The sequence below is a fragment of the Nitrospirota bacterium genome (assembly GCA_037386965.1).
In the GTDB taxonomy this organism is placed as follows: domain Bacteria; phylum Nitrospirota; class Thermodesulfovibrionia; order Thermodesulfovibrionales; family JdFR-86; genus JARRLN01.
The window spans coordinates 1-23,915 of record JARRLN010000024.1 but is presented as its reverse complement, the minus strand read 5'-3'; the positions used below and the strand labels follow the sequence as shown (position 1 = coordinate 23,915).

Here is a 23,915-nt window from a genome sequence, read left to right as displayed (position 1 = left end):
TCCTGAAGGCCCTCTTGCACCGGTAGGGCCGTCACGGAAATAACCGCTGTCGCACTCTTGCCGCCTCCCTTCACGGTTAGCCGGTAACTACCGGTCGAAAGCCCCCCGGGGATCTGAAGGACCCGATCGAAATCATCCTTTGATATCGAAAATGTGCCAAGGTCATACTGCCTGTCTATGCCTGTCAGAGCAAATGTCGCCTCCTTCGTCCCCGTCAGTCCATTAACCTTAACCTTGAGTTGCGATCCTGCGGACACCGACGTGGCCTCCGGCGTTATCCTCACTCCCTTCCCGTGTCCGAAGGCTGCGGAAAGCGGGCCCAGGGTCAGGATGGATACGGCAACAATAATTAACATGTTTCTGAATATTTTCTCATTGTTCATGGCGCACCTCGACTGTTCTCTAAAAATGTTTCATTACCGGCAAGAAATAGGTAATTACAAGAAGCGTGAGCCAGATCACGAGCCCCGCTCCGGCGATGATCCTGCCGACGAGAATACGTTTCCTCTCCGAGCTGATTATCAGACCGAGAGACGGGATCACCAGGAGCGCGAGCACGACGGCAAGAGATCCGAGGAGAAGACCCGAAATTCCCATGATCCCTTCAAGAGGATAAAAGTACCAGAATGGCCAGGGCGGTTTTGTAGATTCCACGCCCGGCACGGGTGCGTTCAGGAGACCCGGCGTCAAGAAATAGGACAGTCCCACAACGACTGCAAACAGTATCAGACCGTAACCAGTGAGCTTTCTCATGTGCAGGAGGAACGTATGTCCCGATGCCTTGCTTTTTTCGTATTCTTCGGGGGTCTGGCCGGGTTTCGGTGATATGCCGAAATGTTTCACATACGCCAGATGCACGACCGCCAGAATTATGAACGCGCCCGAAAGGATGCCCACATGCAGGCCGTACATTCGGGCCAGCAACGACGTCGACAGTGTGAACTCCTCGGAGAAGAAGGAGCCGAGGGGCCCCAGTAATTTCATCGTTTCAAGGAAGTGCTCGAGGGCTTCGTACGCCTCCTGGTCCCACCGCAACACGGTCCCCGAGAAATACAGCATGAAGACGGTGGAAAACAGGAGAACACCGACCAGGTAGTTCACCGTTCTCGGTGCCCGGTATGCACCGGTAAAGATGACCCGCAGCACGTGGATGATCAGCAAGCCAAATCCGATATTGGCGCTCCAGTAATGGATGCCCCGTACGAGTCCCACTAGTGGGGCTTCGGACATAAAGCGGACACTGTCATGAGCGGCGGCAGGCGTGGGATTGTAGAACTGGGTAAGGACGGCACCGGAGAGAAAGGCGATTATGAGGCTGCAGAGCGTTATCCCTCCGAGTGAATACCATATGGTATTGGCATGAGCGGGCACCGGATAATTGAGGGCGTCTATGCCCGCTACCTCTTGCCAGCTTCTCCGTTGCTTCATAAGCGCCTCTTTTCCCCACAGTCGAGACGACGCAATCTCTTTTGTTGGAAAAGGCCACGAATACTACCGTGGTATTCTTCATTTTAACCCATTGACAGAGATCTTGCCATTGCCTCTAATCGTTCAGGGAGTCGCTGCAGAGACTTATCCCGGGAACCAGTGTTCTTTCCGTACAACCTCCCCACTATTGCTTTCTTCACCACATAATTTGCAAGTCCTTCTTCTATTGATGAATATCACTTATAACCTGCAATGATCTTGCACTATCAGAATGTATTCACTTCAGGAAGAAGCTGCGAATAAAGCATCCCCACAGGGCACGGGAGTCCCAAAGGCAGCCTCCATCCTGTGCCTTCCCCGGAAACAATGTTTCCCGAACTTTTCCAGAAACCCCTCTCCCGGAAGGCTCCCCTGCACGGACGGCCCGGCCGTCACTTTTTCAGTTTCTTGCTTATGTCCCGTTCCTGTTCGGCTCTTCCCGCAAACGTCTGAAGGGGGGTGACTTCCCAATCCAAAGACCCCCACATGGGGAGATTCCGGAGCATCCGGTCCAGTTCTTCGTTCGAAGACGCTTCCGCTATGAACACAAACGACCTGTCTCCCACGGGGAGTCCCCCGGCAAGAATCTTCTTCTCCTTTTCAAGCCCGATGAGTTGTTCAAAACTTGGAAGCACTATTTCTTCAAGCGTACTGACCGCTTCTTCCGGAGAGGCAAACCCGGGTCCTCCGGAACCTATTACCAGGTATTTCATGCCCATTCTCCTCTCTGTAATGTGGTGAGCCGCCGCCCCTCACAAGGCAGCATCTTCAGCGGGCGGTCTTTCCCTCTGCTAAAGTTGTATCACCGAACGGGCTACCTTTCAAGCTGAACCGTGGCTCTCGCGGTAGTGGGAAAAGGCCCTTGGGTCTTCATAGAACACAGAAAAGAAAGTGGCCGGGCCCGTCAGGCGGACCGGGACCAGGGCTTGGCTTCGCGGGGGGAACGATGCGGGGGGCGCGGGCCGGGCGCTTCTTGTGAGGGCGGGCCTTCCCTTCGGAAGAGGCCCTTCCTGGCCCAGAGCCAGAAGAGGCTGCGTGCGCCGCTCAACCCCGCCCGAAGCTCTCCCAGGGACCGCACGCCCAGAAGTCTCCGCGCGAGGTACCGGGGGCGGGAGTAAAACCGCCGGAAGGCAATCTGCCTGAGCTGGGCCACCTGCTCCCTGCTCATCGTGTGGGGCGTGAAGGCGATTCCCTGGTAGGTGAAGTCCCGCAGGTCCCCGGACATGGAGCCGTACTGCTCGATGTTCTCGTAAAGCTCGGTACCGGGGAACGGGGTGATGGCGTGGAAGTTCGCCACGTCGGGGTCAAGCTCCATGGCGAACTCGATGGTGCGCAGGCCCTCCTCGTACGTCTCCCCCGGGATGCCGAAGAGAAACGGGGTCAGCACCATGAGGCCCGCATCCTTGGCGGCCCTGACCGCTCGGCGGGTCTGCTCCAGGGTGATGCCCTTCCTGATGGCGTTGAGGTTCTTCTGGACACCGCTTTCGGCGCCAAAGAGTATGGCCCAGCAGCCGGCGTCCTTGAAGGCCCTGAGCAGGGGGGCGTCCACCTGATTGACGCACGCCGAGGCAAACCAGGTGAAGTCCAGCCCGCGGCGCTTTATCTCCCCGGCGATGTCCATGGCGCGGCCGTAGTCCGCGGCCAGGGTGTCGTCTATGAACTTTATCTCCCGGTAGCCCTGCTCCAGGCAGAGCTCCACCTCGGCCATCACGTTCTGCACGCTCCGGTAGCGGATGCCCTTCGTGCGGTGCCTGTCTATCTGAAAGCAGTACAGGCAGCGGCGGTTACACCCCCGGGAGGTTATCATCACGGCCACGGGCTTCCGTCGGTAGGTTGCCGGCGGGGGCACGTACCGGGCGGCGTCTCCCAGGAGGTCCCGGGCCGGGAACGGGAGGGCATCGAGGTCGTCCATGAGCTCCCGGGGGGCGTTGTCCACGACAGTGCCGCCGTCGCGGAAGGCCACTCCCCGCACCCCCTGGAGGCTCCGCCCCGCGCCCAGGCGCTCGAGCATCTCCACAGAGGTCTCCTCCCCCTCGCCGGTGACCACGGCGTCGATAAAGCCCGGCTCATCCTCCAGGCAGCCTCCCCGGGCCGCGATGGGATAGGGTCCCCCCACGAAGACGAAGACGCCCGGCAAGAGGGCCTTTATGGACCGGGCGGCGTGGCGCGCCTTGTCCCAGCCGAAGGTGGTGGAGTACAGGCCCACGGCCTCGGGGGCGAAGGCGCGGAGCTCCCCCATGATTTCTTCGTGGCCCAGAAACGCCCCGTTCAGGAATATGACCTCATGCCCCGCCTCCCTGAGGCTTGCGGCCACGTACAGCGTGCCCAGGGGCTGCCAGTAGTTGACCTGCGAGCCGGCCGTCTTAGCCGAGAAAATCTCCTCCGGCGTCCAGGCGGGCACCACCAGGGCGCACTTCATCGCCGCCGGGCCTCCGCGAGGAGCACGCTCCGGGCCGCTGCCGTGCCGGAGCTTATGGCATGGTCCATGTTCTGGTACTGGAAGGTCCCGGACCTGCCGGCAAGGTGAAGGTTGCGGAACCGCTCGAGGTATTCGTAAATGACGCCGCAGTGCTCCTCGTAGCCCACCTCGAAAAGGGGGTAGGCCTTGGGGACCCGGACGACATCGGTGCCCAGCACTTCCTCCGGCCTCAGAAAGCCCAGGTCCGCAAGCCCCCGAACAGTCGTCTCCGAGAGGGCCCCGTCCGGGGTGCTCCACGTGGCGTCCCCTTCGAAGCAGAAATACTCCACGACCACCAGGGTCTGCCCCTCCGGCGCCATCGAGCGGCTCCACACCTTGGGCTCATGGAGCCTCCCGAAGGGGATTTTCCTCTCGGGGATATAAACCCAGGTCTGGTCGGTGACGTTCTCCCTGTCGACCTTTACGGCCACGAGCACGAGGTCGCGGAAGCCCAGGCTGTGGGCGGCCTCCATCACCCGCGGGGGCGGGGCGGGCTCCATCATCCGAACCAGGGCGGGAAGCGGCATGGTGGAGACATAGGAGTCCCCCTGCACGGTGAAGGTCTTCCGGCAGTTGTGGATATCGAGGCTCCGCACGCTCAGGTCCTCGTGCCTCAGGCGGACGACGGCGGTGTCCGTGAAGACCCTGTTTTCCTTCTCTATCTCCTCGCGGAAGCGCTCGGCAATCCGGCCTATGCCGTGCCGGGGATAGAGGAAGGTGTCCACCAGGGTGGGGGGCTCCCGTCCGGCGAACTTGAAGAACGCGTTTCTGAGCGCCGTGGACAGGGAGAGGCCGGAGATGCGCTTTTCCACCCAGCCCTGGCTGATGCGGCTGCAGTCGATGCCCCAGACCTTCTCGCTGTACTCCTTGAAATAGATGGTGAACATGGTGCGCCCGAAGTTGCGCACCACCCAGTCCTCCAGGGACACATCCGGCCGCCGGGCGAAGAGCCCCCGCACCTTCTCCAGGCCGTAATCGGCCAGGATGCGCATCACCATGAAGGGGCCCAGGCCAAAAAGGGCGTTGGCGGGCCTGAGGGGATAGTCGAAGAACTTCCCCCGCATGTAAATCTTGCTCTTTCTCTGCACCGGGGCCAGCTCGCCGTCCATGAGGTCCTGGACGAGGCTGTCCACCTCCCTGTCCCTGGTGAAGAAGCGGTGCCCGCCGATGTCGTAGAGGAACGGTCCGGAGCTCAGGGTCCGGGAAAGGCCCCCCACGGCCGGTGCCGCCTCGAAGAGGACGGCTTTTCTTGCCGCCCGGGTCAGGGCGTATCCCGCGGCAAGCCCGGCCAGCCCACCGCCCAGGACCACCGAGGCGCCCTGCCCGTCCCGGGGCGAGTAGCAAACCGTCTCTAGTGCCGGAGAACCGTTTGTCATAACGGAAAAACGTCCGGGGCCGTCACGGCAAGAGGAACCCCCCGCCCTTCCGGCCCCGGCAGAGTTTCTTTTGCCGAAAAAGAAAGGCCCTTCCTACTTCTGCTCCTCCTGCTTCGGCTGCTGCTGACCATAGCCGCCGGACTGCTCCTGCTTCTGGCCGTAGCCTGCGGAGGGCTGCTGACCATAGCCGCTGGAGGGCTGCTGACCGTATCCCGCCGCGGGCTGCTGCTTTTGGCCGTAGCCGGATGCGGGCTGCTGATCAGCGCCGGCCTGGCTGCTTTCCTGCATGTCAGCGGACTGCTCCTGTTGGGCTGCCTGCCCCGCCGGGGCCTCCTCCTTCTTCTTGCAGCCAAAAACGAGAAGGCTCATGGTCCCCAGCACAACCAGAAGAACAACCAGCATCTTCCTCATACGACTCCTCCTGAATTAAAAGTTGCCCGTTACAACCCTTCCCTCGGAGGCCTACCCGCACCGGCAGGAGCCCCCCGATATGTGCAGCGCGTAAAAGCCGTCCTCCTTCCGGTACTCGGTCTTACACCCGGTCATGGCGGTAAAGGCCCCCACTTTCCGCGCCTCCTCGCGGGACGTGACGTAGACGTCAAGGGAAACGTCCACGGAGCACTCTTCCTGAAATATCTCCTTGATGCGGCGCAGGGTCTCCCGTACGTCCTGTTCCCTCGCATCGATGAGCATGCCTCATTGTAGCAAGGACCGGGTGTCTTTTTCAAAAACAAAGCGGGGCCCATTCTCCGGGCGGACCCCGCTATCAAACGGCTGCCTAATCGAGGTCCAGGTCGCCCATGGGCTTGATGAACTTGAAGTACACCATGGTCCAGTTGCCCAGGATGATGAAAATGGAGCCCACAATGCTTCCCACCGAGAGAGTGGAAAACCCGGTGAGCGCCTGTCCCACGTTACAGCCGCCCCCCACGGTGGCGCCGAAGCCCATGAGGAGGCTGCCGAAGAAGACCGTCAAGAGCTCCGTCGCGGGGGGGACTTTCCAGGTGAATTCCTTGAGAACCCGCGCGCTCAGATAAGACCCCAGGGGCACGCCGATGACGTAGATCGCCGGCCACGTGATGAGCCAGGGACCGAGCTTGTGCATCTTGAACGGGGGCGGAGCCAGGGAATTGCCGTTCAAAATGGCGTAAAAGGCGTCCCTCAGGGGCGTGGTGAAGCTCAGGCCCCGGGGGAAACCTCCCCACTTGTTGGATGCATAGAAGGCAAAGATGCCCAGCAGGCCTATCGCGAGGCCCGTCACCGACCAGAACATCCCCTTCTGCTTGCCGAAGGCAAAGGGCTTGCCCTTCATGACGAAGGCCGCGGCCAGGACGACCAGGATGGCTATGATTACCCATTTGGTCGTCACCCCGCCCCCCACGAGGTCCTCAAGACCGGGAGCGAACTTCCCCCGGATGTTCCACTGATAGGAGCGAAGCCACCTGAACAGGGGGCTCAGAACGCCGTAGGACGTGGTGGCGATGCCCAGGAAAAAGCCGATGACGGCCACCCAGGCCGCCAGGAGACCTTCGCCCACCCTGTAAAGGATGCCGCTTCCGCACCCCCCGGCCAGAACCATGCCCAGTCCGAAACAGTACCCGCCCACTACCTGGGCCAGAAACCAGAACGGCTGCCGCGGGAGGCGCAGGACCCCCATGTCCTGGATGAAGTTCGCCCCCACGATCATGACCACCAGGGCGATGATGTAGGCGCGGAAGTAGGTGAAATCCTTGATGAAAATCGTGTCCCGGAACGCGGAATTCATACAGAACCTGCCCCGCTGAAGCACGAAGCCCACCGCCAGGCCCACGAACAGGCCCGAAATAATAAACCCTACGGTAACAACGTCCATGGTCTCCCTCCCCGTGAAAGATTCGTTACAGTACCATAGTGTCTATATCAGTGTGGAAGCTTTAGCCGATATATCCTAACATACGGCCTGAACCGATAAAGCCCCGAAGAAACATTAAATTTATTAATCAGCTCATAAGCCTCGAGCCTCTGTTCAACGGGCTCCACCCCTCCCGGCGTAATGACGGCGAGCAGCGGCATCCTGCCCGCGCCGTCCTTGTAATAAGGGGGGTTCCGGTAGGTCCACGTGAACCTCAGCGGCGAGGAGAGAATCCTCCCCTCGGCAACCGGAGGCGCCGGCACGTAGTCGTACAGTATGTCCTTTCGCGTATACAGGTCCAGGAGCGGAACGGCCACGGCCGGGTTGACCATGCTCTGCTGCGGGAGGGTGAAGACCCGCACCGCTCGCCCCTTGAGGGAGTCCAGCGCATGGCCGGCCAGCTTGAGGTTAACCATGTCGTTTTTCTCGAGGAAGGGCAGAAAGCCCAGGGCTCCGAGGGACACCGAGGCAAAAATGGCGGCGTGCACGATGAACCGCCGCAGGCGCTCCGTCCCCACGTCGGCAAGGCCGTAGGCCGCCAGCAGGGTGAGCATGGGAAGGACGGGTACCGTGTAGCGGCTTCTCTGCACCTGCGCGAGCAGGATGAGCGCCGGCAGCCAGGCGGCCACCAGGTACCGGCCGTCCCGGTTTCGCAGGGCTACAAAGACCGAATAGAGGGCGGCGATGCTCACGTAGGGATGGGTCTGGAAAAGAAACGTGGACACATAGCTCTCGGTCCACCACGTGAGGCCCCGCCGCTGAAAGTGCATGAGAAGGTCCATCTGCCCAAGGACCACTCCGCGATAGAAAAGGAAAAAAGCACCCGCCCCGCCCAGCACAACGGCCCCGATGAGGAAGGCCCGCCTCGCGGCGGGCCAGGGACGCTTCCAGGCCGCCACCAGGAAGACCGGCGCCATGACGGTGAGCATGAGCCACAGGGAGTATTTGGACAGAAGGGCGGCCAGGATGCCCAGGGCCGAAAGGACCACCCAGAGCGGGCCGCCCCGGTCAAGGGCCCTCAGGGCCAGGTACAGGGCCAGCGTCAAAAAGAACATGGAGGGCACGTCCACCAGCATGAGCGGGACCTGTGTCAGGAGATAGGGAGAGGCCAACAGAAGAAGGCCCGCCGCATCTCCGACCTTTTCGTCCCAGAGCTCACGCCCGATGAGGGCGGTGAGGGAGACCGTCCCGGCAAACATCGCCGCCCCCATGGCCTGCACCACGGCGCGGTGCTCTCCGAAAACCCTGAACCCCCACCCGTAGAGAAAAGGCACCAGGGGGAGGTCCGTCCAGGCCTCGATGCCCCTGCCCCACTGGGCGAGGAAATACCCCGGCCCGTATACCGACAGGTGCTTGGCCTGGGTGAAGTACCGGGAGGCGTCCACCAGGACCTCCGGCTCGGGCCAGAATACCGCCCCCACGGCAAAGGAGACGACGAAGAGGAGCCCGGGCCCCGGGAGCCTCAGGCGGGAGAGGAAAAAGGCGGCGGCAATCCCTCCGGCCACCGCCAGGAAGACCGGCAGCGGGTCCACATGCCCGAAGACCCACCGCCAGCTCGTCAGCCTGTTGTCGTCGAGAAAGCGCAGGCGGTAAAGGGCCAGGGGAACAAGGAGGGAGAGGGCCGAGAGCAAAAGAAGATAGGCCCCTTCGGAGCGGCCCGAAGTCCCTTTCCGAGACGGCATCCTCCTCAGGCGCCCGGCCCGTCCGACACCCACGAGACCACCCGGTCGTGGCCGAAAATCTCCTCGATGAGCGCCTCGTAGGAAAGGCCGGAGCCGGGGAAGTCCACGACCTTCACCTCCGCGGCGGGTGCCTGGGCGGAGATGATTCTCGCCGAGAGGTCGTCGGGGCCGTCAAAGAGGATATGGAGGACTTTCATATGTTTCTCCACCTCAGAGGGCGACGACCCTGTCGGCATCGTGCATCATCCTGGCGTTGTCGTACTGGCTCCCGCAGACGATTTCCCCGGGGACGCCCTCCTTGGAGACGCCGTACTGCTTGGTGCTGAGGTCACAAAACGCCATCTGCACGCCGGGGAGCCCGCAGAGCCGTCTGTACTCCGGGTCCCGGAGGAGCCGTATGCCCTCGTCCATGGAGAAAACGGCCACCTGGTGGCCCCGGGCGAGGGCCGCCCTGGCCAGCCCCAGCACATGTTCCCGGTGGCGGTCCGTCGTGACCAGAATGCCGAGCTTCATGCCCTATTAAAGAAAATCCCGCGCGAATAGTCAAATATTCCGGCCGTCCCGTTATACACTGTAGGGGAAGGCATGAGTTTCGTCCGTGAGGAAATAGAGCGCATCGCCAAGGGGACCTTCATCGGCGGAAACGAGGTGGAGCTTCTCTGGAGGGGACAGGACGCCTTCGGGGGCATCCTGGAGGCCGCCCGGCAGGCGAAGGAGAGCATCTGCCTTCAGTTCTACATCTTCAGGGACGACGAAACCGGGGAAACCCTGGCCGATATCATAAAGGAGAAAGCGCGCCAGGGCATGAAGGTCCACGTCCTGTACGACCACCTGGGCTCCTTCGGCACGCCCCGGAGCTTCTGGAGGTCCCTGGAGCAGGCCGGGGTGAAGGTCCGGGCCTCCAGGCCCTTCAGCTTCCTGAGCCCCCGCCGGTACACGACCCGGGACCACCGCAAGCTCATGATCATCGACGGCAAGGAGGCCTTCACCGGCGGACTCAACATCGCCAACGAGTACCGGGGGCTCAGGGCCCGCCGGAAGGAGCCCTGGCGGGACACGGGCATCATCCTCAAAGGGCCGGTGGCCGGAGCCCTCATGCAGGAGTTCGTCAAGGCATGGAACGCCTGGGGGAGGGAGCCGCTGGCCCGGGGGGTCCCCGCGGCCATCGAGAAGCAGGGCTCGCTCCTGGCCATGCCCATCTTCGCCCGCTCGGCCAGGGGGCGCAGAAAGCTCAGGCGCGTCCTGTACTACAGCATCAACCATGCCAGCGAGGACATCGCCCTGACCACGGCGTATTTCAGCCCGAGCAGGCGGCTCCTGGACACCTTGGAGGAAGCCGTCCGGCGGGGGGTGCGGGTGCGGCTCCTCCTGCCGGGGATAAGCGACGTCGCCTCCGTCCAGTACGTGGGACGGGCCTTCTTCGGCCGCCTCCTGGCCTCCGGCGTGGAAATCTATACCTATATGCACAGGGTGCTGCACGCCAAGACCTACATATTCGACGACGCCTGGTGCATCGTGGGCTCTGCGAACCTGGATTTCCGTTCCCTGAGGCGCAACGACGAGGGCAACGTGGGCATCCTGGACAGGGGCTTCGCCCGGCGGATGGCCGCGATGTTCGCCGAGGACCTCGAGCATTCCCGGAGAGTCCGCCTCGAGGACTGGCAAAGGCGCCCGCACTGCGAAAAGGCCAAGGAAAAGTTCTACTCCCTCTTCAGAAGAAGGCTCTGAGGCCAACCAGTTGGTTTTCATCTTCCATTGAAGCCTTGAAAACGCCTTATACTCCATGCATTTCAGGGCATTGACAGGTGAACTATATTGATGTTCCCGGTTATAATGCCTCATGAGGACGTTTCTTGCTCCTCGGGTCGCCCTGAAGCGCCTGGAGTTCCCCGCTCTTTACGACCCCGCCTCCGACGAGCTCTACGAGCTGGATGAGGAAGCCTTCCGGTTTTTGAGCGCGTGTGCATCGGAGGAGGGGTGCGAGGCGCCCGGCGGAGAGGTCCTCTCCCATTGCCTGAAAGAAGGCATCCTCCTCCCCTCGCCTCACCGGGCACAAGGAAGGCGGCCGCCCCTCCACGCCTCCGGAGACCCTTCCCTCCGGTACCTGGAGCTACAGCTGACCCGCCGGTGCAATCTCCGCTGCGGGCATTGCTACCTGGGCGCGCCGTCCCCGGAGGACCTGAGCGTGCGGACGCTCAGGCGGGTGCTCGATGAGTTCGAAGAGATGCAGGGACTCCGGGTCATCCTGACCGGGGGAGAGCCCCTGCTTCACCCGGATTTCCAGAAAATCAACGAGCTTCTGCCCCGCTACGCCCTCCGCACGGTGCTCCTGACCAACGGGGTTCTTCCGGGAAAGGGGGTTCTCCGGGGCCTTCACGTGCACGAGCTGCAGGTGAGCCTGGACGGCCTTCACGCCTCCCACGACGCCCTGAGGGGAGAGGGCACCTTCGGGAAGGCCCTGGGGACCATCGAGGAGGCCCTCCGCACGGGGTTTCACGTCTCGGTCTCCACCATGGTGCATGCCCGGAACCTGGGGGACTTCGCGGAGATGGAAAAGCTCCTTCGCTCTTTGGGCGTCCGGGAATGGACGGTGGATGTCCCGGCCCCGGAGGGCAGGATGAGGGGAAACCTGGACTTCGAGCTTCCCCCGGAGGTCGCCGGGCCTTATCTGGCCTATGGATACGGCGAGGGGCTGCACGGCGGAGGCCGGGAGGGATACGCCTGCGGCCTTCATCTGATGAGCGTCACGGCCGGCGGCCTGGCCGCCAAGTGCTCCTTTTACGCGGGCCGGCCCGCAGGGCACGTCGAAGAAGGGCTCAGGACGTGCTGGGAGAGGATACGGCCCGTGAGGCTCAAGGAGCTTGTCTGCGCCTCCTGCCCGGAGGGGGACGCCTGCCGCGGCGGCTGCCGCTACAGGGCGGCCCTGGCCGGGGACCCATTGGGCGCAGACCCGCCCAGATGCGCCCTGCATGGTAGAATTATCCCATGAGACGGAAAAGGAGGTGAGCTCATGACCATTAAGAAGGTTATCCGCAAAAGCGCCACCACCTGCAAATGCAAGTCGTCCTGCTGAGGGAAGCTGCGGCGGGAAAGGCCGGCCCCGGCGGACCGGCCTTTCCCGCTCCCGCTCCTTTGTTTGACCGGGCCACAAGTACCGTGCGATAATATTGGACCATGAACCGGACCTGGACGTTTCTTTTTTCTTTTTTGGCCCTTACGGCCCTTTCCTGCTCTGCCCGCACCATCCGGCCCGCCTCAAGCTCGGAAACCCCGCCCGCCGACGCGCCCGCTGCGGAAGAAATCGTCGACGCCCAAACCGGGGACAACGCATATTACCACTATATCGCAGGGTATCAGCACCAGCTTGAGGGGGACTGGGAGAAGGCCCTGGAGGAATACCGGAAGGTCCTGGAGCTTGACCCCGATTCGGTCTTCGTCCGGGTCGAGATGAGCAGGCTCCTCCTTCAGATAGGCCGGTTAGAAGAAGCGGCCCGCTCGGCCGAGGAAGCGGTGCAGAAGGCGCCGGAGGACATGGAAGCCCTTCTTCAGCTCGCCCAGGTCTACGCGAGCCAGAAGAGTTACGAGAAAGCCATCGGCGTGTACGAGAAGGTCATCGCCCTGAAGCCCGGCGATGAAAACGCTTACATGCACCTGGGCTCTCTCTACGCTTCCATGCACAAGTACGACAAGGCCCGGGAGGTCTTCTCCCATCTCGCCGAAAACGACCCCGAAAACCCCCACGTCCATTACTACCTGGGCGTCATCGCCCTGAACTCGGGCGACCTGGAAGGGGCCGAGACGTTCTTCAAGGAGTCCCTTGAACGGGGGTACAACGCAGACGGTGTCTACTTCAACCTGGGCATGATTCGCGAGCAGCAGAGCCGCTGGGAGGAGGCCGAGCGGTACTACAAGCAGGCACTGGAGGCCAACCCCCGGAACATCCTGGCCAGGCAGCGGCTGACCCAGCTTTACATCCGGCAGCAGACCAACGAGAAGGCCATCGAGCAGTTGAGGGAGATGGAGCAGTTGTACCCGGAGAACCTGGGTACGCACAAGAAGCTCGCCCTTCTGTACATGGAGAGCGGCCGGTACGAGAAGGCGCTGCCCCATTTCCTCTTTATTCTGGAGACGGAGCCCCGGAACGTGGATTTCCGCTATTACTACGCCCTTGCGCTGGAGACGCTGGAGCGCTACGGGGAAGCCGTGGCCCAGTACAAGAAGATCATCGACGTCGAGCCCCGGCACGTCAATTCGTTCCTGCACCTGGGCTATATCTATTCTCTCCAGAAGAAGTACGAGGAAGCCGCCATGGCCTACGACGAGCTTCTCTCCTTCCAGAAGGACAACCCCGCCATTTACGCATATCTGGGGCGCATCTACATCGCCATGGACCGCTACGACGACGCCGAGAACGTCCTGGGCGAGGGCCTGGAGCGCTTCGAGGGAAACGACGAGCTTCACTTCACCATGGCCGTCCTGTACGAGGAGACGGACGAGTATGAAAAGATGGTCTCTCAACTGAAGCGGGCCATCGAGATAAACCCCGATAACGCCGACGCCCTGAACTTCCTGGGCTACAGCTACGCCGACCGGGGAGAGAACCTGCGGGACGCCCTCTCGCTCATCCAGAGGGCCCTCAAGCTGGAGCCCGACAGCGGCTACATCGTGGACAGCCTGGGGTGGGTCTACTACAAGATGGGCCGGACGAAGGAGGCGGTGGAGACCCTGGAGCGCGCCGTGGAGCTGGTGGGCTCAGACCCCGTGGTCTCCGAGCACCTGGGCGACGCCTACCTGGCGGTCGGCCAGAAGGACAAGGCGAAGGGGGCCTGGCAGAAGGCCCTGCAGAGCCCGCAAAAGGACGAGGAGCCGGACCCGGAGCTGAGGGAAAGGGTGAAACGGAAGCTCAAAGAGCTCGAAAAAGCACCGGCTGAGTGAGCGCTCTTGTCCTCAAGGCCCCGGCAAAGGTCAACTGGTTTCTCCGAGTCCTCCGGCAGCGCGCCGACGGCTACCACGATATCCAGAGCCTCGTCCAGCAGGTAACCCTGGCCGACACCCTCTCCTTCGAGGAAGCATCGGGCCTGGAAGTCCTCGCCGACGCCCCTATCCCCACGGAAGAGAACCTGGTCTACCGTGCGGCCTCGCTCCTCCGTGCCTATACCCGGTGCGCCAGGGGCGCCCGGATAACCCTCAGCAAGGACATCCCGCTCAGCGCCGGCCTGGGCGGGGGGAGCTCGGACGCCGCGGCCGCCCTGAAGGGCCTCACCGCCCTCTGGCAGGTCGAGGTCACCGCCCCGGAGCTGGCCATGCTTGCGGCTTCCCTGGGCTCCGACGTCCCTTTCTTCCTCGGCTCCCCGGCAGCCCTGGTGGAGGGCCGGGGCGAGCGGGTCGGCGCGGTCCGGGTGAGGCGCAGCTGGGTCCTGGTCCTGGTGAAGCCCGACTTCGGCGTCTCGGCCGGCTGGGCCTATCAGAACCTGACGTCCTGCTCCGCTGCCACCGACCCCGAGGAGGCCGTCCGGGACCTGGAGCGGGGGGAGTTCGTCTCCCCCGAGGTCTTCGCAAACGACCTGGAAGGGCCCGTCTTCAAGCGCTACGCCGAGGTGTCCAGGCTCAAGGAGAGGCTCGGCGAGGAAGGCGCCCTTCTCACGCTCATGAGCGGGTCGGGACCCACCGTCTTCGGCGTTTTCAGCGACAGGGCCCGGGCCGAGAGGGCCGCCGCCGGTTTCGCCCCCCTCTGGAGCGCGGTCGTCCGGACGGTGCTCTAGGGCGCTGTTCGGAGCGGCCGCAGCCCTCAGACCACACGGTATCCGAGCCCCGTGAGGACCCTTCTTATCTCCTCGAAAGACACCATGGTGTGGTCGAAGGAGAAAGTGGCGTGGTCCATCTCGACGAAAATGCGCTCAACCCCCCTCAGCTCGGCCAGTGCATCCCGGATGGTTCTGACGCATTCCTCGCTCTGCATGCCCCTGATGGTCAAAGATGCGAAGGCCATTTGAAAGTCTCCTTGATAAAGAACGAGAGAAGACCCTCCTCCCCGTTCCGAAAGGTTAGCACATGCGTGACGGGGATAAAAGACCTTTTTTGCCGAGCGGTTCCGCACACTTGGAGGTCTCCGTGCTATAATCCAGAGGCCGCCATGGACACCGTGGAGAAGCTCTCGATTCTCTCCGACGATTCCCGGTACGACCTGGCCTGCGCATGCGGCACCAGGGAGCAGGACAGGAGGAAGCGGGGACCCGGCGGGGCATGGCTTTACCCCGTGTCCCTCCCCCGGGGAGGGTACTCCGTGCTTCTGAAAACGCTCCTTTCCAACGCCTGCGCCAACGACTGCCGGTACTGTCCCCTCCGGTCGGAGTCCAACGTCCGCAGGTGTACCCTCTCGGTGGATGAAGTGGTCGGGGCCTTCCTGGAGTACCGGCGGAGAAGGGAAGTCTTCGGCCTTTTTCTGAGCTCCGCCGTTCTCCGCGACCCCGACCATACCATGGAGAGGATCAATGCGGTGGCGCGCACCCTGAGGGCGAAGCACGGCTTCAGGGGATACATCCACCTCAAGGTCATCCCCGGAGCCTCCGACGCCGCCCTGGAAGAGTCCCTTTCCCTGGCCACGGCCGTCTCCCTCAATATCGAGACCCCGGGGAGACGCCATTTCGAAACCCTCACCAGAAAGAAGGACTATGAGAGGGACGTCCTGCGTCCCCTCCGGCTGATGGGCAGCCTCACCGCCAGGGGGATGAAGTACTCGGGGGTGAAGTGCACCACCCAGTTCATCGTCGGAGCCTCGGACGAGACGGACACGGAGATCGTCGGTTCGCTCTTCGACCTTTACAGGCGCCACAAGGTCAACCGCATATACTTCTCGGCCTATCAGAAGGGCCTGGGGCACCCCGGCATACCGGGGGAGCGGCAGTTCCTCACCCGGCCCGAGGAGCGCTTCATGCGGGAGCACCGGTTATATCAGGTAGACTTTCTCTGCCGGAAGTACGGCTTCGGGAGAGAGGACATCGTCTTCGACCCCCGGGGCAACCTCCGGCTGGACCGCGACCCCAAGGAGCTCTGGGCGGAGGCCCATCCGGAGTTCTTCCCCGTGCGGGTAAACCAGGCGGACAGGGAAGCCCTTCTCCGGGTGCCCGGCCTGGGGCCGGAGACGGCACGGCGAATCCTTCAAGCGCGGCGCTGCTCACCCCTCCGGAGCCTGGCTGACGTGGGCCTCAAGGGCAAGAGGCTTGCCCGGGCTCTTCCCCACATTCTTTTCGAGTAAGGCTCCTGTCGGCGTTTCAGCTCCCGGTCCCTGCCGCCTCTTTTGCAGGCCCGGGCGCCTCCCTTACGGGCAGGGTGAAGGAGAAGGTGGACCCCTCCCCGGGCTTCGATTCCACCCAGATGCGTCCGCCGTGGCGCTCCACTATCTTCTTGCAGGTGGCAAGGCCGATGCCCGTGCCGGCGTACTCCTTCCGGAGGCGGGTGAATACCTTGAAGATGCGCTCCTGGTCCGTCTCCGCGATTCCGATGCCGTTGTCCCTGACGGAGAAGACCCACTCTTCTCCCCGGCGCTCCGCGCCCACCCGGACGTGGGGCCTCCGGCCTTTCTCCACGTATTTGACGGCGTTGCTCAGGAGGTTCTGGAAGAGCTGGGTGAGCTGCATGGGGTCGGCAACGACGGAGGGGAGCTCCCCCAGGGCCACCTCCGCATGACGCTCCTGGAGCCTCACCCTCAGGTTGCCCATGGCGTGCCTGAGCGCGGTGGCGCTCTGCACCTCCTCGAATCCCCCTCCTCTGGTGCCCACGCGGGCGTACGTGAGAAGGTCCCGGATCAGGGCCTCCATGCGGAGGATTTCCTGGTTGGCGTCGGAGAGGAGCTCGCCGGCCTCGCCCTCGAGCCTGCCCTCGAGCCGCTTCCCCAGGAGCCTCAGGTCGCTGGCCACCGCCAGAATGGGCTCCTTCAGGTCGTGCGAGGCCACGGAGGCGAACTGCTCGAGCTCGGCATTGGAGCGCCGGAGATCCTCCTCCGCCTCCCTGTGGCCCTGTATCTCCCGGGTCAGCGCCTCCGCCATCTCGTTGAAACTCTGCGCCACCTCCCGGGTCTCATCCCTGGCCCGGATGCTGACGCGCACCCGGTGGTCCCCCCGGCTCATGCTCCGGGAGGCGCCAAGCAGCGCCTCCAGGGAGCCGGTGGTGGAAAAATAGATGCCCGCCGAGAGATAGGCCAGGAGGGCGAGGGAAAGGAAGGCAAAAGCGGCCATGGCCGTCTGTCTCCGGAAGAGGCCGTCCACGTGGGCGTCGAGCAGCTCCGAAAGCGCCTCGGTTACCTCGGCATGAAGGGCAAAGCCCGCGCCCATGGCATCCGTCAGCGCCGTGAAGTACTCCTCGGCGCTCAGGGCCGGCCTGTCGCCGTCAACCATTTCGCCGCGCACCAGTCTCAGGGCGCCCTCCATCGGGTCCAGCGCGTCCCCGAGGTCTTCTTCAAGGCCGCTCAGGCCGGGGTTTGCTTCGAAGGCCTTTTGGAGGTTGCTCCTGACCTTCTCCAGGGTCGACCCCGTGATGTCCGAAAGCACGCGAAGCCGCGCCCTTTCTTCCGGGCTGAGGTCTCCCGACGCTATGGCCCCCGCCCCGTATCCCCTCAGGCGCCCCATGTACTCCAGGGCGAGCGGCAGGGTCGAGACGGCCGTCTCCATGAGGTAGTGCCTGTCCAACCTGTCGTCCAGGGTAAGCCCCGTCAGGTCGGCCACATGATTCAGATAGGAGAGGATTTTCCCTATGAGGGCCGTATGCTTCTCGAAGGACTCCTCCGGCGTGAGGGAAAGGGTCTCCTCCCCGAGGTCCGCCCAGCCGGCCCGTATGGCGGCCCACAGCCGGGATGTCTCCGCCGTGCCGAACGGGGGAGCGCCGAAGCGGGCAATCACCTTCAGGTCTTCGTCTATGTCCGCCCGCTTCGTCACGACCATGTCCCTGAAGGAGGAATCGCCCCGGAGATAGGCGTCCGCCAGCCCCCTGTGTTCCTGGACATGGCGGAAAAGCCCTATGACCAGCCTGTTGTACTCGGCGCCCATCCTTTCCTGGCGGGCCTTCTCGATGTTTCCGTGAATCTGCGCCAGGTCCAGAAACAGAAAAACCCCGATGGGCAGCGAGAACGCCGCGGCCACCACAAGCATCTTGCGCGGGTACCGCAGGCGGTCCATGAGGGCGACCGCCGGAGAGAACAAAGTCCTTATCACGCTCTTCCCCTCGCTTCGTATGCAGCCCCATCTTCTCTATGTGAGTGTAGTTTCTCCCGGACGGTTTACGCAAGGCGGAAATAAGGGGACCAGGAACGTGAACGCGGACACGAGAGACTGCACCGCCTTTGCAGTCCTTGATGTTCCAACCCTCTGGGCGGCAGTGCGGTCGAAAACCTGGCTCATTTTGACTAATTCCGGGGGTTTGTGGTATACTTGCGTTTCCGAAACACCTTGATTTTACTGGGAATTGGGGCGTAGCCAAGCGGAAAGGCAGGAGACTTTGGATCTCCCATTCGGAGGTTCGAATCCTCCCGCCCCAGCTCAGCATGGAGGATTTCCCGCATGCCGGACGGCATCACGCTGATTTCGGGCAGTGCGCACCGGGCCCTCTCGGAGGAGGTCTCCCAGACCCTGGGCATCCCTCTGTGCGATGCCCGCCTCTCGCGCTTCAGCGACGGTGAGATATCCGTGCAGATAAACGAGAACGTCCGGGGCTCGGACGTCTTCGTCATCCAGCCCACCTGCACCCCGGTCAGCGACAACATCATCGAGCTCCTGCTCATCGTGGACGCCCTGAAAAGGGCCTCGGCCCGCAGGATCAACACCGTCGTCCCCTACTACGGCTACGCCCGGCAGGACCGGAAGGCCCAGCCCCGCGTGCCCATCTCCTCGAAGCTCATCGCCGACCTTCTCACCGCCGCAGGCATACACCGGGTGCTCACGGTGGACCTGCACGCCGGGCAGATCCAGGGCTTCTTCGACATCCCGGTGGACCACCTTTACGCCTCGCCGGTCCTCGTGGAGCACATCAAGAGGCGGGACTTCAAGGACCTAGTGGTCGTCTCCCCCGACGCCGGCGGCGTGGAGAGGGCCCGGGCCTTCGCCAAGAGGCTCAGGGCGTCCCTGGCCATCGTGGACAAGAGGCGGGAGGCCGCCAACGTGGCCGAGGTCATGAACGTCATCGGCGAGGTGCAGGGCAGGGACACCCTGCTTCTGGACGACATGATAGACACGGCGGGCACAATGGTGCAGGGCGCCAAGGCCCTCAAGGAGCGGGGGGCCAGAAAGGTCTACGCCGCCTGCACTCACGCCGTCCTCTCCGGCCCCGCCATAGACAGGATAAACGCCTCTTCCATAGAGGAAGTCATCGTAACCAATACCATTCCGCTGGACGACAAGCAGGCCGCCTGCGAGAAGCTCCTGGTGCTGAGCATAGCCAAGCTCCTTGCGGAGGCCATAAAGAGGATTCATGAGGAATCCTCGATAAGCTCACTGTTCGTCTGATATCTGCAAGGAGGCAAAGAAAGATGGAAAAATACACCTTGAACGCTCAGGTGAGGGAGAAGGCCGGAAAGGGGGCCGCCCGTTCCCTGAGGCGCGAGGGCCGCGTCCCCGCGGTCATCTACCGGGCGGGCGAATCCACCCCCCTTACCATGGACCACAAGGAGCTCGTCAAGTTCATCAACGTCACGGCCCGGGAGCAGGCGACCGTGGACATGCGGTTCCCCGAGGGCACCAGCAGGCTGGCCCTGTTGAAGGATTACCAGTTGGACCCCGTCAAGGGCGAGCTTCTCCATGCCGACTTCATGGAGATGGCCATGGACGAGGCCGTTACCATCTCCATCCCGGTCATCACGGTGGGAGAGGCCGTCGGCGTCAAGCGCGACAAGGGCATCCTGCAGCACGAGCTGCGGGAGGTGGAGGCCGAGTGCCTGCCCGGGGACATCCCCGGACATATCGAGATAGACATCAGGGGTCTTTCGGCGGGGCACTCCCTGCACGTCAGCGACCTTGCGGTCCCGCCCGGCGTGACCATCCTTACCGACCCGGCGGCCATGGTGGTCACCGTGGCCATGCCGGCCCTGGTCGAGGAGGCTGCGCCCGCCGAAGAGGCCGCCGAAGGCCCCGAGCTCATCAAGAAGGTCAAGCCGGAGGCCGAGGAGGGTTAGTTGTGGGCGCTGGTGGGCCTCGGAAACCCGGGGAGGAAGTACGCCAGGACCAGGCACAACGTGGGTTTCCGGGTTCTGGATGAGCTGGCCCGCCGTCTCGGCCTGACATTCACGGAAAAGGACCTCTGCCTGTTTGCCAGGGGCTCCCTGGACGGCGTGGAGGCCGTCCTGGTGGAACCCCTGACCTTCATGAACCGGAGCGGCCTGGCCGTGCGGCGCGTGCTCCGGCAGGAAGGCATCCCCCCCACTCGGACGGTGCTCGTGCATGACGACCTGGACCTGGAGACGGGGCGCGTCAAGGTGAAACCGGGCGGGGGAGCCGGCGGCCACCGCGGCGTGGAGTCCGTCATCCGGGAGGTGGGCTCTCCCGACTTCATCCATGTGAAGGTGGGCATCGGCCGGGACCCGGACATCCCCCCCGAGGAATATGTGCTCAGACCCTTCGGCGGCGGCGAGCGAGCCCTCGTGGATGAGGCCGTGGCCACGGCGGCCGACGCCGTCGGCGACGTCGTCCTCCGGGGTCCGGAGCGGGCGATGAGCCTCTATAACCGCAGATAGCCCCCAAAGGTGCGAAAAACCGCCATTTGTTTGATTTCCCCCGATACCATCGGTTATCATCACCTATGGACAAGAAGACCGCCGTTCTGGAATCACAGAAATACCTCATGAACACCTACCGGCGTTTCCCGGTGCTCCTGAGGAAGGGCCGGGGGATGAAGGTGTGGGGGCCCGACGGCCGGGAGTTCCTCGATTTCGTCGGTGGCGTGGCCACTAATGTCCTGGGGCACTGCCATCCGAAGGTCGTCGTGGCCATCCAGAAGCAGGCCCAGCGCCTCATCCACGTCTCCAACTTCTACCACATCGAGCCCCAGATAGAGCTGGCCCGCCTGCTCGTGGAAAACTCCTTCGCCGAGAAGGTCTTCTTCTGCAATTCCGGCGCGGAGGCCAACGAGGGCGCCATCAAGCTCGCCCGGAAGTTCTCGGCCGTGCATTATGCGCCGGAGAAACGGGAGATAATCGCCGCCCATAACGCATTTCACGGCAGGACCCTGGCCACCCTGGCTGCCACGGGACAGGAGAAGTTCCAGAAGGGGTTCGAGCCCCTCACCCCGGGCTTCCGCCACGTGCCCTTCGGGGACGCGGACGCCCTGGCCCGGGCCGTAACGGACCGGACCTGCGCGGTCATGCTCGAGCCCATCCAGGGCGAGGCCGGAGTGCAGGTTCCGCCGGAGGACTATCTCAAGAAAGTCGAGCTTCTCTGCCGCGAAAGGGGCCTTCTTTTCATCCTCGACGAGGTCCAGACGGGCATGGGACGCACCGGAACGCTCTTTGCCTGCGAGCAATACGGTGTGGAGCCGGACATCATGACCCTCGCCAAGGGGTTGGGCGGAGGGGTGCCCATCGGCGCCGTGCTTGCCACCGGCCGGGTGGCCGAGGCCTTCGCCCCGGGGGACCACGGAAGCACGTTTGGCGGGAACCCCCTGGCCTGCGCGGCTGCCGTGGCGACGCTTCAGACCGTGCTGGAGAGCGGCTTTCTCCTTGAGCAGTGCCGCCGGATGGGGGCGTACCTGAGCGCGAAGCTCCAGGACCTGAAACGCACGTTCTCCTCCACCGTGGCGGACGTGCGGGGGAAGGGCCTTCTTCTGGGAATGGAGCTGACGCGGGACTGCGGCCCCGTGGTGGAGGCCTGCCTTCAGAGAGGGCTCCTCCTGAACTGCGCGGCGGGAAACGTCCTCCGGTTCATGCCCCCGCTCATCGTGCAGGAAGGGGACATCGACCAGATGGCGCAGGTGCTGGGCGACGTGATGGAGCGGCTGCCCTGAGCAGGGAGAAACGCGCGTTGAAAAAGGATTTCCTCACCATATGGGACCTGACGTCCCGGGAGATTGAGTCGGTCATCGACAGGGCCGTCCGGATGAAGGCGGGCAGGGAGGCCGCAAGCGGCATCCTCCAGGGCAGGAGCATCGGGCTCATCTTCGAGAAATCCTCCACCCGCACCCGGGTCTCCTTCGAGGCCGGCATCTACCAGCTCGGCGCGCAGCCCATCTACATGACCTCGGGGGAAATCCAACTGGGCAGGGGAGAGAGCATCCCCGACACCGCCCGCACTCTCTCGCGGTACCTCGACGCCATCGTCATCCGCACCTTCGGCCATCCGCGCCTGGAGGAGTTCGCCGCCCACGCCACCGTGCCCGTGATAAACGCCCTCACCGACCTGCACCACCCCTGCCAGGCCCTGGCCGACCTGATGACCGTGCGGGAGAAGAAAGGCGCCTGGAAGGGCATCCGGATGGCCTACGTCGGCGACGGCAACAACGTGGCCAACTCCCTGATAGAGGCCGCCTCCCGCGTGGGGATGAGCCTTACCGTGGGCTGCCCCGAGGGCTACGAGCCCGACGCCGACGTCCTCGGGAGGGCCCGGGAGGCGGCACGCGGCGAGGTCGTCGTCCTCCGGGAGCCCCGGGAGGCCGCGGGGCGGGCCGACGTCCTGTACACCGACGTCTGGGTGAGCATGGGCGATGAAAAGGAGGCCGAGGAGAGGAGGCGCAAGTTCCGGGGCTATCAGGTCAACGAGGCCCTCCTTTCCTGCGCCAAGCCCGACGCCGTCGTGATGCACTGCCTGCCGGCGCACCGGGACGAGGAGATAACCGCCGAGGTCCTGGACGGTCCCCGGAGCGTGGTTTTCGACCAGGCCGAAAACAGGCTCCACGTGCAGAAGGCCCTCCTTGCGTTTCTCCTGGGATGAGCATGCCGGATAAAAACAAGGATAAACTCCGTGAGATTCTGAGGAGGCTCAAGAAGGAGTACCCCGGGGTCCGGACGGCCCTCCGCTTCCGCACGCCCTTCGAGCTCCTGGTAGCCACCATCCTCTCGGCCCAGAGCACCGACACCCAGGTCAACAGGATTACGGAGGACCTCTTCCGGAAGTACGTGAAAATCGAAGACTACGCCCACGCCCGCCCGGAACAGCTCCAGCGGGACGTCTCCTCCGTAAACTTCTACAAGAACAAGGCCCGGAGCATCCAGGGCTCCGCCAGGATGATTCTCGAGATGTACGGCGGCGAGGTCCCCCGCACCATGCAGGAGCTTCTCACCCTGCCCGGCGTGGCCCGGAAGACGGCCAACATCGTCCTCAGCAACGCCTTCGGCATCAACGAGGGAGTAGCCGTGGACACCCACGTGGGCAGGCTCTCCCAGCGCCTGGGGCTCACCCGGCAGGACGACCCGGTGAAGATAGAGAAGGACCTCATGGCGCTCACCCCCCGGGCGGACTGGTCCACCCTGTCGCACCTGCTCATCTTCCACGGCAGGAAGGTCTGCGTGCGGCACGGCGAGTGCGTCCTGTACGACATCTGCCCCTCCCGGAACATCTGACAACCCAAGCCAGTACTCTCTAAATAGATTCCATTACAATTTTTTATATATTCATTAACTCATCTGTCCCAACGCGTCATTCCCCGATGTGATTACTGATTAAATCTCGATTCCCTATGGGAATATACGAGGCGGAATGCCAATTTTTGTTAATTAAAAAACTTCACATTTTGATAAAAACTCTTGACATGCTCCACATTTTTCAAGATACTATGGGCATCCGACTTAAACCCTTTTAAACAAAGGAGGAGTCATGAGGAAACCGTTAAAGGCAGTCGTTTTATTGTTAATGTTCCTTGCAGCCGTTTTCCTGTTCGGGTGCGAGGGCGACAAGGGCGACACGGGCGACACGGGCCCGGCAGGCACGTCCGGCACAAGCATCGGAACCCTCAGTGGGACGGTGACTTTCGACGACTTCCAGGGCAACCCCGTGCCCCTTTCGGGTGTTGCGGTCTCCAGCAGCCCCGACCAGGGCAGCGCAACGACCGCAGCCGACGGGACGTATTCA

At 63.2% G+C, this 23,915-nt stretch carries 25 protein-coding genes and 1 tRNA gene; 13 read left to right on the top strand and 13 right to left on the bottom strand.

Annotation, left to right across the window (positions count from 1 at the left end):
• The 11 genes from P8Y39_04940 to P8Y39_04890 form a co-directional block, all read right to left on the bottom strand.
• On the bottom strand, positions 1-383 hold a 383-nt coding region (locus P8Y39_04940), incomplete at its 3' end, for a hypothetical protein (protein MEJ2191681.1).
• 19 nt (positions 384-402) lie between these two features.
• The gene (locus P8Y39_04935; GenBank protein ID MEJ2191680.1) at positions 403-1,428 is read right to left on the bottom strand and encodes a cytochrome b N-terminal domain-containing protein; all 1,026 of its coding nucleotides are present in this window, start codon (positions 1,426-1,428) and stop codon (positions 403-405) included.
• Positions 1,429-1,859: 431 nt separating this feature from the next.
• On the bottom strand, positions 1,860-2,180 hold the full coding sequence (locus P8Y39_04930) for a muconolactone Delta-isomerase family protein (protein ID MEJ2191679.1): 321 nt from the start codon (positions 2,178-2,180) through the stop codon (positions 1,860-1,862).
• Positions 2,181-2,371: 191 nt separating this feature from the next.
• Positions 2,372-3,886, bottom strand: coding sequence for a radical SAM protein (locus tag P8Y39_04925; protein ID MEJ2191678.1), 1,515 nt, complete (start codon positions 3,884-3,886; stop codon positions 2,372-2,374).
• Positions 3,883-5,301 (bottom strand): FAD-dependent oxidoreductase, encoded by a 1,419-nt coding sequence (locus P8Y39_04920; protein ID MEJ2191677.1) that lies wholly within the window; start codon positions 5,299-5,301, stop codon positions 3,883-3,885. Before P8Y39_04920 ends, P8Y39_04925 begins: the two co-directional genes overlap by 4 nt.
• A 93-nt stretch (positions 5,302-5,394) precedes the next feature.
• Entirely contained in the window at positions 5,395-5,712 is a 318-nt protein-coding gene (locus P8Y39_04915; protein MEJ2191676.1) for a hypothetical protein, read from the bottom strand.
• A gap of 51 nt (positions 5,713-5,763) precedes the next feature.
• Complete coding sequence (locus P8Y39_04910; protein MEJ2191675.1) at positions 5,764-5,994, bottom strand: hypothetical protein; 231 nt, start codon at positions 5,992-5,994, stop codon at positions 5,764-5,766.
• Positions 5,995-6,079: 85 nt separating this feature from the next.
• Complete coding sequence (locus tag P8Y39_04905) at positions 6,080-7,153, bottom strand: YeeE/YedE family protein (GenBank protein ID MEJ2191674.1); 1,074 nt, start codon at positions 7,151-7,153, stop codon at positions 6,080-6,082.
• Positions 7,154-7,200: 47 nt separating this feature from the next.
• On the bottom strand, positions 7,201-8,874 hold the full coding sequence (locus P8Y39_04900) for a glycosyltransferase family 39 protein (GenBank protein ID MEJ2191673.1): 1,674 nt from the start codon (positions 8,872-8,874) through the stop codon (positions 7,201-7,203).
• 5 nt (positions 8,875-8,879) lie between these two features.
• Complete coding sequence (locus P8Y39_04895; protein MEJ2191672.1) at positions 8,880-9,071, bottom strand: hypothetical protein; 192 nt, start codon at positions 9,069-9,071, stop codon at positions 8,880-8,882.
• A gap of 13 nt (positions 9,072-9,084) precedes the next feature.
• On the bottom strand, positions 9,085-9,387 hold the full coding sequence (locus P8Y39_04890; protein MEJ2191671.1) for a DsrE family protein: 303 nt from the start codon (positions 9,385-9,387) through the stop codon (positions 9,085-9,087).
• Positions 9,388-9,459: 72 nt separating this feature from the next.
• Here P8Y39_04890 and P8Y39_04885 point away from each other — a divergent pair, with 72 nt between their 5' ends.
• The 4 genes from P8Y39_04885 to ispE all read left to right on the top strand — a co-directional run bounded on the left by P8Y39_04885 (position 9,460) and on the right by ispE (position 14,636).
• Positions 9,460-10,602: a phospholipase D-like domain-containing protein gene (locus P8Y39_04885; protein MEJ2191670.1), complete on the top strand. Its 1,143-nt coding sequence runs from the start codon at positions 9,460-9,462 to the stop codon at positions 10,600-10,602.
• A 112-nt stretch (positions 10,603-10,714) separates the two neighbouring features.
• Complete coding sequence (locus P8Y39_04880) at positions 10,715-11,863, top strand: radical SAM protein (protein ID MEJ2191669.1); 1,149 nt, start codon at positions 10,715-10,717, stop codon at positions 11,861-11,863.
• 185 nt (positions 11,864-12,048) lie between these two features.
• Positions 12,049-13,809, top strand: a complete 1,761-nt coding sequence (locus tag P8Y39_04875; protein ID MEJ2191668.1) for a tetratricopeptide repeat protein — start codon at positions 12,049-12,051, stop codon at positions 13,807-13,809.
• Positions 13,806-14,636 carry a 4-(cytidine 5'-diphospho)-2-C-methyl-D-erythritol kinase gene (ispE, locus tag P8Y39_04870; protein ID MEJ2191667.1) on the top strand — a complete coding sequence of 277 codons (831 nt, stop codon included), beginning with the start codon at positions 13,806-13,808 and terminating at the stop codon, positions 14,634-14,636. The genes P8Y39_04875 and ispE overlap by 4 nt, the downstream gene beginning before the upstream one ends.
• Positions 14,637-14,662: 26 nt before the next feature.
• Here ispE and P8Y39_04865 read toward each other — a convergent pair whose 3' ends face one another.
• Positions 14,663-14,863 (bottom strand): heavy-metal-associated domain-containing protein, encoded by a 201-nt coding sequence (locus tag P8Y39_04865; protein ID MEJ2191666.1) that lies wholly within the window; start codon positions 14,861-14,863, stop codon positions 14,663-14,665.
• Between the two features lie 144 nt (positions 14,864-15,007).
• Between P8Y39_04865 and P8Y39_04860 the strand changes: the two genes are divergently transcribed.
• A complete protein-coding gene (locus tag P8Y39_04860) occupies positions 15,008-16,129 on the top strand; it encodes a radical SAM protein (GenBank protein MEJ2191665.1) in 1,122 nt (373 codons plus the stop codon).
• A 16-nt stretch (positions 16,130-16,145) separates the two neighbouring features.
• Here P8Y39_04860 and P8Y39_04855 read toward each other — a convergent pair whose 3' ends face one another.
• Positions 16,146-18,080: an ATP-binding protein gene (locus tag P8Y39_04855; GenBank protein MEJ2191664.1), complete on the bottom strand. Its 1,935-nt coding sequence runs from the start codon at positions 18,078-18,080 to the stop codon at positions 16,146-16,148.
• A 251-nt stretch (positions 18,081-18,331) separates the two neighbouring features.
• On the opposite strand from P8Y39_04855, the gene P8Y39_04850 reads away from it, so the two are divergent.
• The 8 genes from P8Y39_04850 to P8Y39_04815 all read left to right on the top strand — a co-directional run.
• Positions 18,332-18,403, top strand: a tRNA-Gln gene (locus P8Y39_04850).
• Between the two features lie 22 nt (positions 18,404-18,425).
• Entirely contained in the window at positions 18,426-19,367 is a 942-nt protein-coding gene (locus P8Y39_04845; GenBank protein ID MEJ2191663.1) for a ribose-phosphate pyrophosphokinase, read from the top strand.
• 23 nt (positions 19,368-19,390) lie between these two features.
• A complete protein-coding gene (locus tag P8Y39_04840) occupies positions 19,391-20,032 on the top strand; it encodes a 50S ribosomal protein L25 (protein MEJ2191662.1) in 642 nt (213 codons plus the stop codon).
• Positions 20,033-20,590 (top strand): aminoacyl-tRNA hydrolase, encoded by a 558-nt coding sequence (pth, locus tag P8Y39_04835; protein ID MEJ2191661.1) that lies wholly within the window; start codon positions 20,033-20,035, stop codon positions 20,588-20,590.
• 65 nt (positions 20,591-20,655) lie between these two features.
• Positions 20,656-21,855 carry an acetylornithine transaminase gene (locus P8Y39_04830; GenBank protein MEJ2191660.1) on the top strand — a complete coding sequence of 400 codons (1,200 nt, stop codon included), beginning with the start codon at positions 20,656-20,658 and terminating at the stop codon, positions 21,853-21,855.
• Positions 21,856-21,872: 17 nt separating this feature from the next.
• Positions 21,873-22,778 carry an ornithine carbamoyltransferase gene (gene argF, locus P8Y39_04825; protein ID MEJ2191659.1) on the top strand — a complete coding sequence of 302 codons (906 nt, stop codon included), beginning with the start codon at positions 21,873-21,875 and terminating at the stop codon, positions 22,776-22,778.
• Between the two features lie 2 nt (positions 22,779-22,780).
• Entirely contained in the window at positions 22,781-23,407 is a 627-nt protein-coding gene (gene nth / locus P8Y39_04820) for an endonuclease III (protein ID MEJ2191658.1), read from the top strand.
• 253 nt (positions 23,408-23,660) lie between these two features.
• Positions 23,661-23,915, top strand: a 255-nt coding sequence (locus P8Y39_04815; protein MEJ2191657.1) for a hypothetical protein, incomplete at its 3' end; no start/stop codon positions are given.

What these genes read in the sequence shown, in the direction of transcription:
- P8Y39_04935 (MEJ2191680.1), bottom strand. Translation starts at nt 1,428, where the DNA reads ATGAAGCAACGGAGAAGCTGGCAAGAGGTAGCGGGCATAGACGCCCTC.
- P8Y39_04930 (MEJ2191679.1), bottom strand. Translation starts at nt 2,180, where the DNA reads ATGAAATACCTGGTAATAGGTTCCGGAGGACCCGGGTTTGCCTCTCCG.
- P8Y39_04925 (MEJ2191678.1), bottom strand. Translation starts at nt 3,886, where the DNA reads ATGAAGTGCGCCCTGGTGGTGCCCGCCTGGACGCCGGAGGAGATTTTC.
- P8Y39_04920 (MEJ2191677.1), bottom strand. Translation starts at nt 5,301, where the DNA reads ATGACAAACGGTTCTCCGGCACTAGAGACGGTTTGCTACTCGCCCCGG.
- P8Y39_04915 (MEJ2191676.1), bottom strand. Translation starts at nt 5,712, where the DNA reads ATGAGGAAGATGCTGGTTGTTCTTCTGGTTGTGCTGGGGACCATGAGC.
- P8Y39_04910 (MEJ2191675.1), bottom strand. Translation starts at nt 5,994, where the DNA reads ATGCTCATCGATGCGAGGGAACAGGACGTACGGGAGACCCTGCGCCGC.
- P8Y39_04905 (MEJ2191674.1), bottom strand. Translation starts at nt 7,153, where the DNA reads ATGGACGTTGTTACCGTAGGGTTTATTATTTCGGGCCTGTTCGTGGGC.
- P8Y39_04900 (MEJ2191673.1), bottom strand. Translation starts at nt 8,874, where the DNA reads ATGCCGTCTCGGAAAGGGACTTCGGGCCGCTCCGAAGGGGCCTATCTT.
- P8Y39_04895 (MEJ2191672.1), bottom strand. Translation starts at nt 9,071, where the DNA reads ATGAAAGTCCTCCATATCCTCTTTGACGGCCCCGACGACCTCTCGGCG.
- P8Y39_04890 (MEJ2191671.1), bottom strand. Translation starts at nt 9,387, where the DNA reads ATGAAGCTCGGCATTCTGGTCACGACGGACCGCCACCGGGAACATGTG.
- P8Y39_04885 (MEJ2191670.1), top strand. Translation starts at nt 9,460, where the DNA reads ATGAGTTTCGTCCGTGAGGAAATAGAGCGCATCGCCAAGGGGACCTTC.
- P8Y39_04880 (MEJ2191669.1), top strand. Translation starts at nt 10,715, where the DNA reads ATGAGGACGTTTCTTGCTCCTCGGGTCGCCCTGAAGCGCCTGGAGTTC.
- P8Y39_04875 (MEJ2191668.1), top strand. Translation starts at nt 12,049, where the DNA reads ATGAACCGGACCTGGACGTTTCTTTTTTCTTTTTTGGCCCTTACGGCC.
- P8Y39_04865 (MEJ2191666.1), bottom strand. Translation starts at nt 14,863, where the DNA reads ATGGCCTTCGCATCTTTGACCATCAGGGGCATGCAGAGCGAGGAATGC.
- P8Y39_04860 (MEJ2191665.1), top strand. Translation starts at nt 15,008, where the DNA reads ATGGACACCGTGGAGAAGCTCTCGATTCTCTCCGACGATTCCCGGTAC.
- P8Y39_04845 (MEJ2191663.1), top strand. Translation starts at nt 18,426, where the DNA reads ATGCCGGACGGCATCACGCTGATTTCGGGCAGTGCGCACCGGGCCCTC.
- P8Y39_04840 (MEJ2191662.1), top strand. Translation starts at nt 19,391, where the DNA reads ATGGAAAAATACACCTTGAACGCTCAGGTGAGGGAGAAGGCCGGAAAG.
- P8Y39_04830 (MEJ2191660.1), top strand. Translation starts at nt 20,656, where the DNA reads ATGGACAAGAAGACCGCCGTTCTGGAATCACAGAAATACCTCATGAAC.
- nth (MEJ2191658.1), top strand. Translation starts at nt 22,781, where the DNA reads ATGCCGGATAAAAACAAGGATAAACTCCGTGAGATTCTGAGGAGGCTC.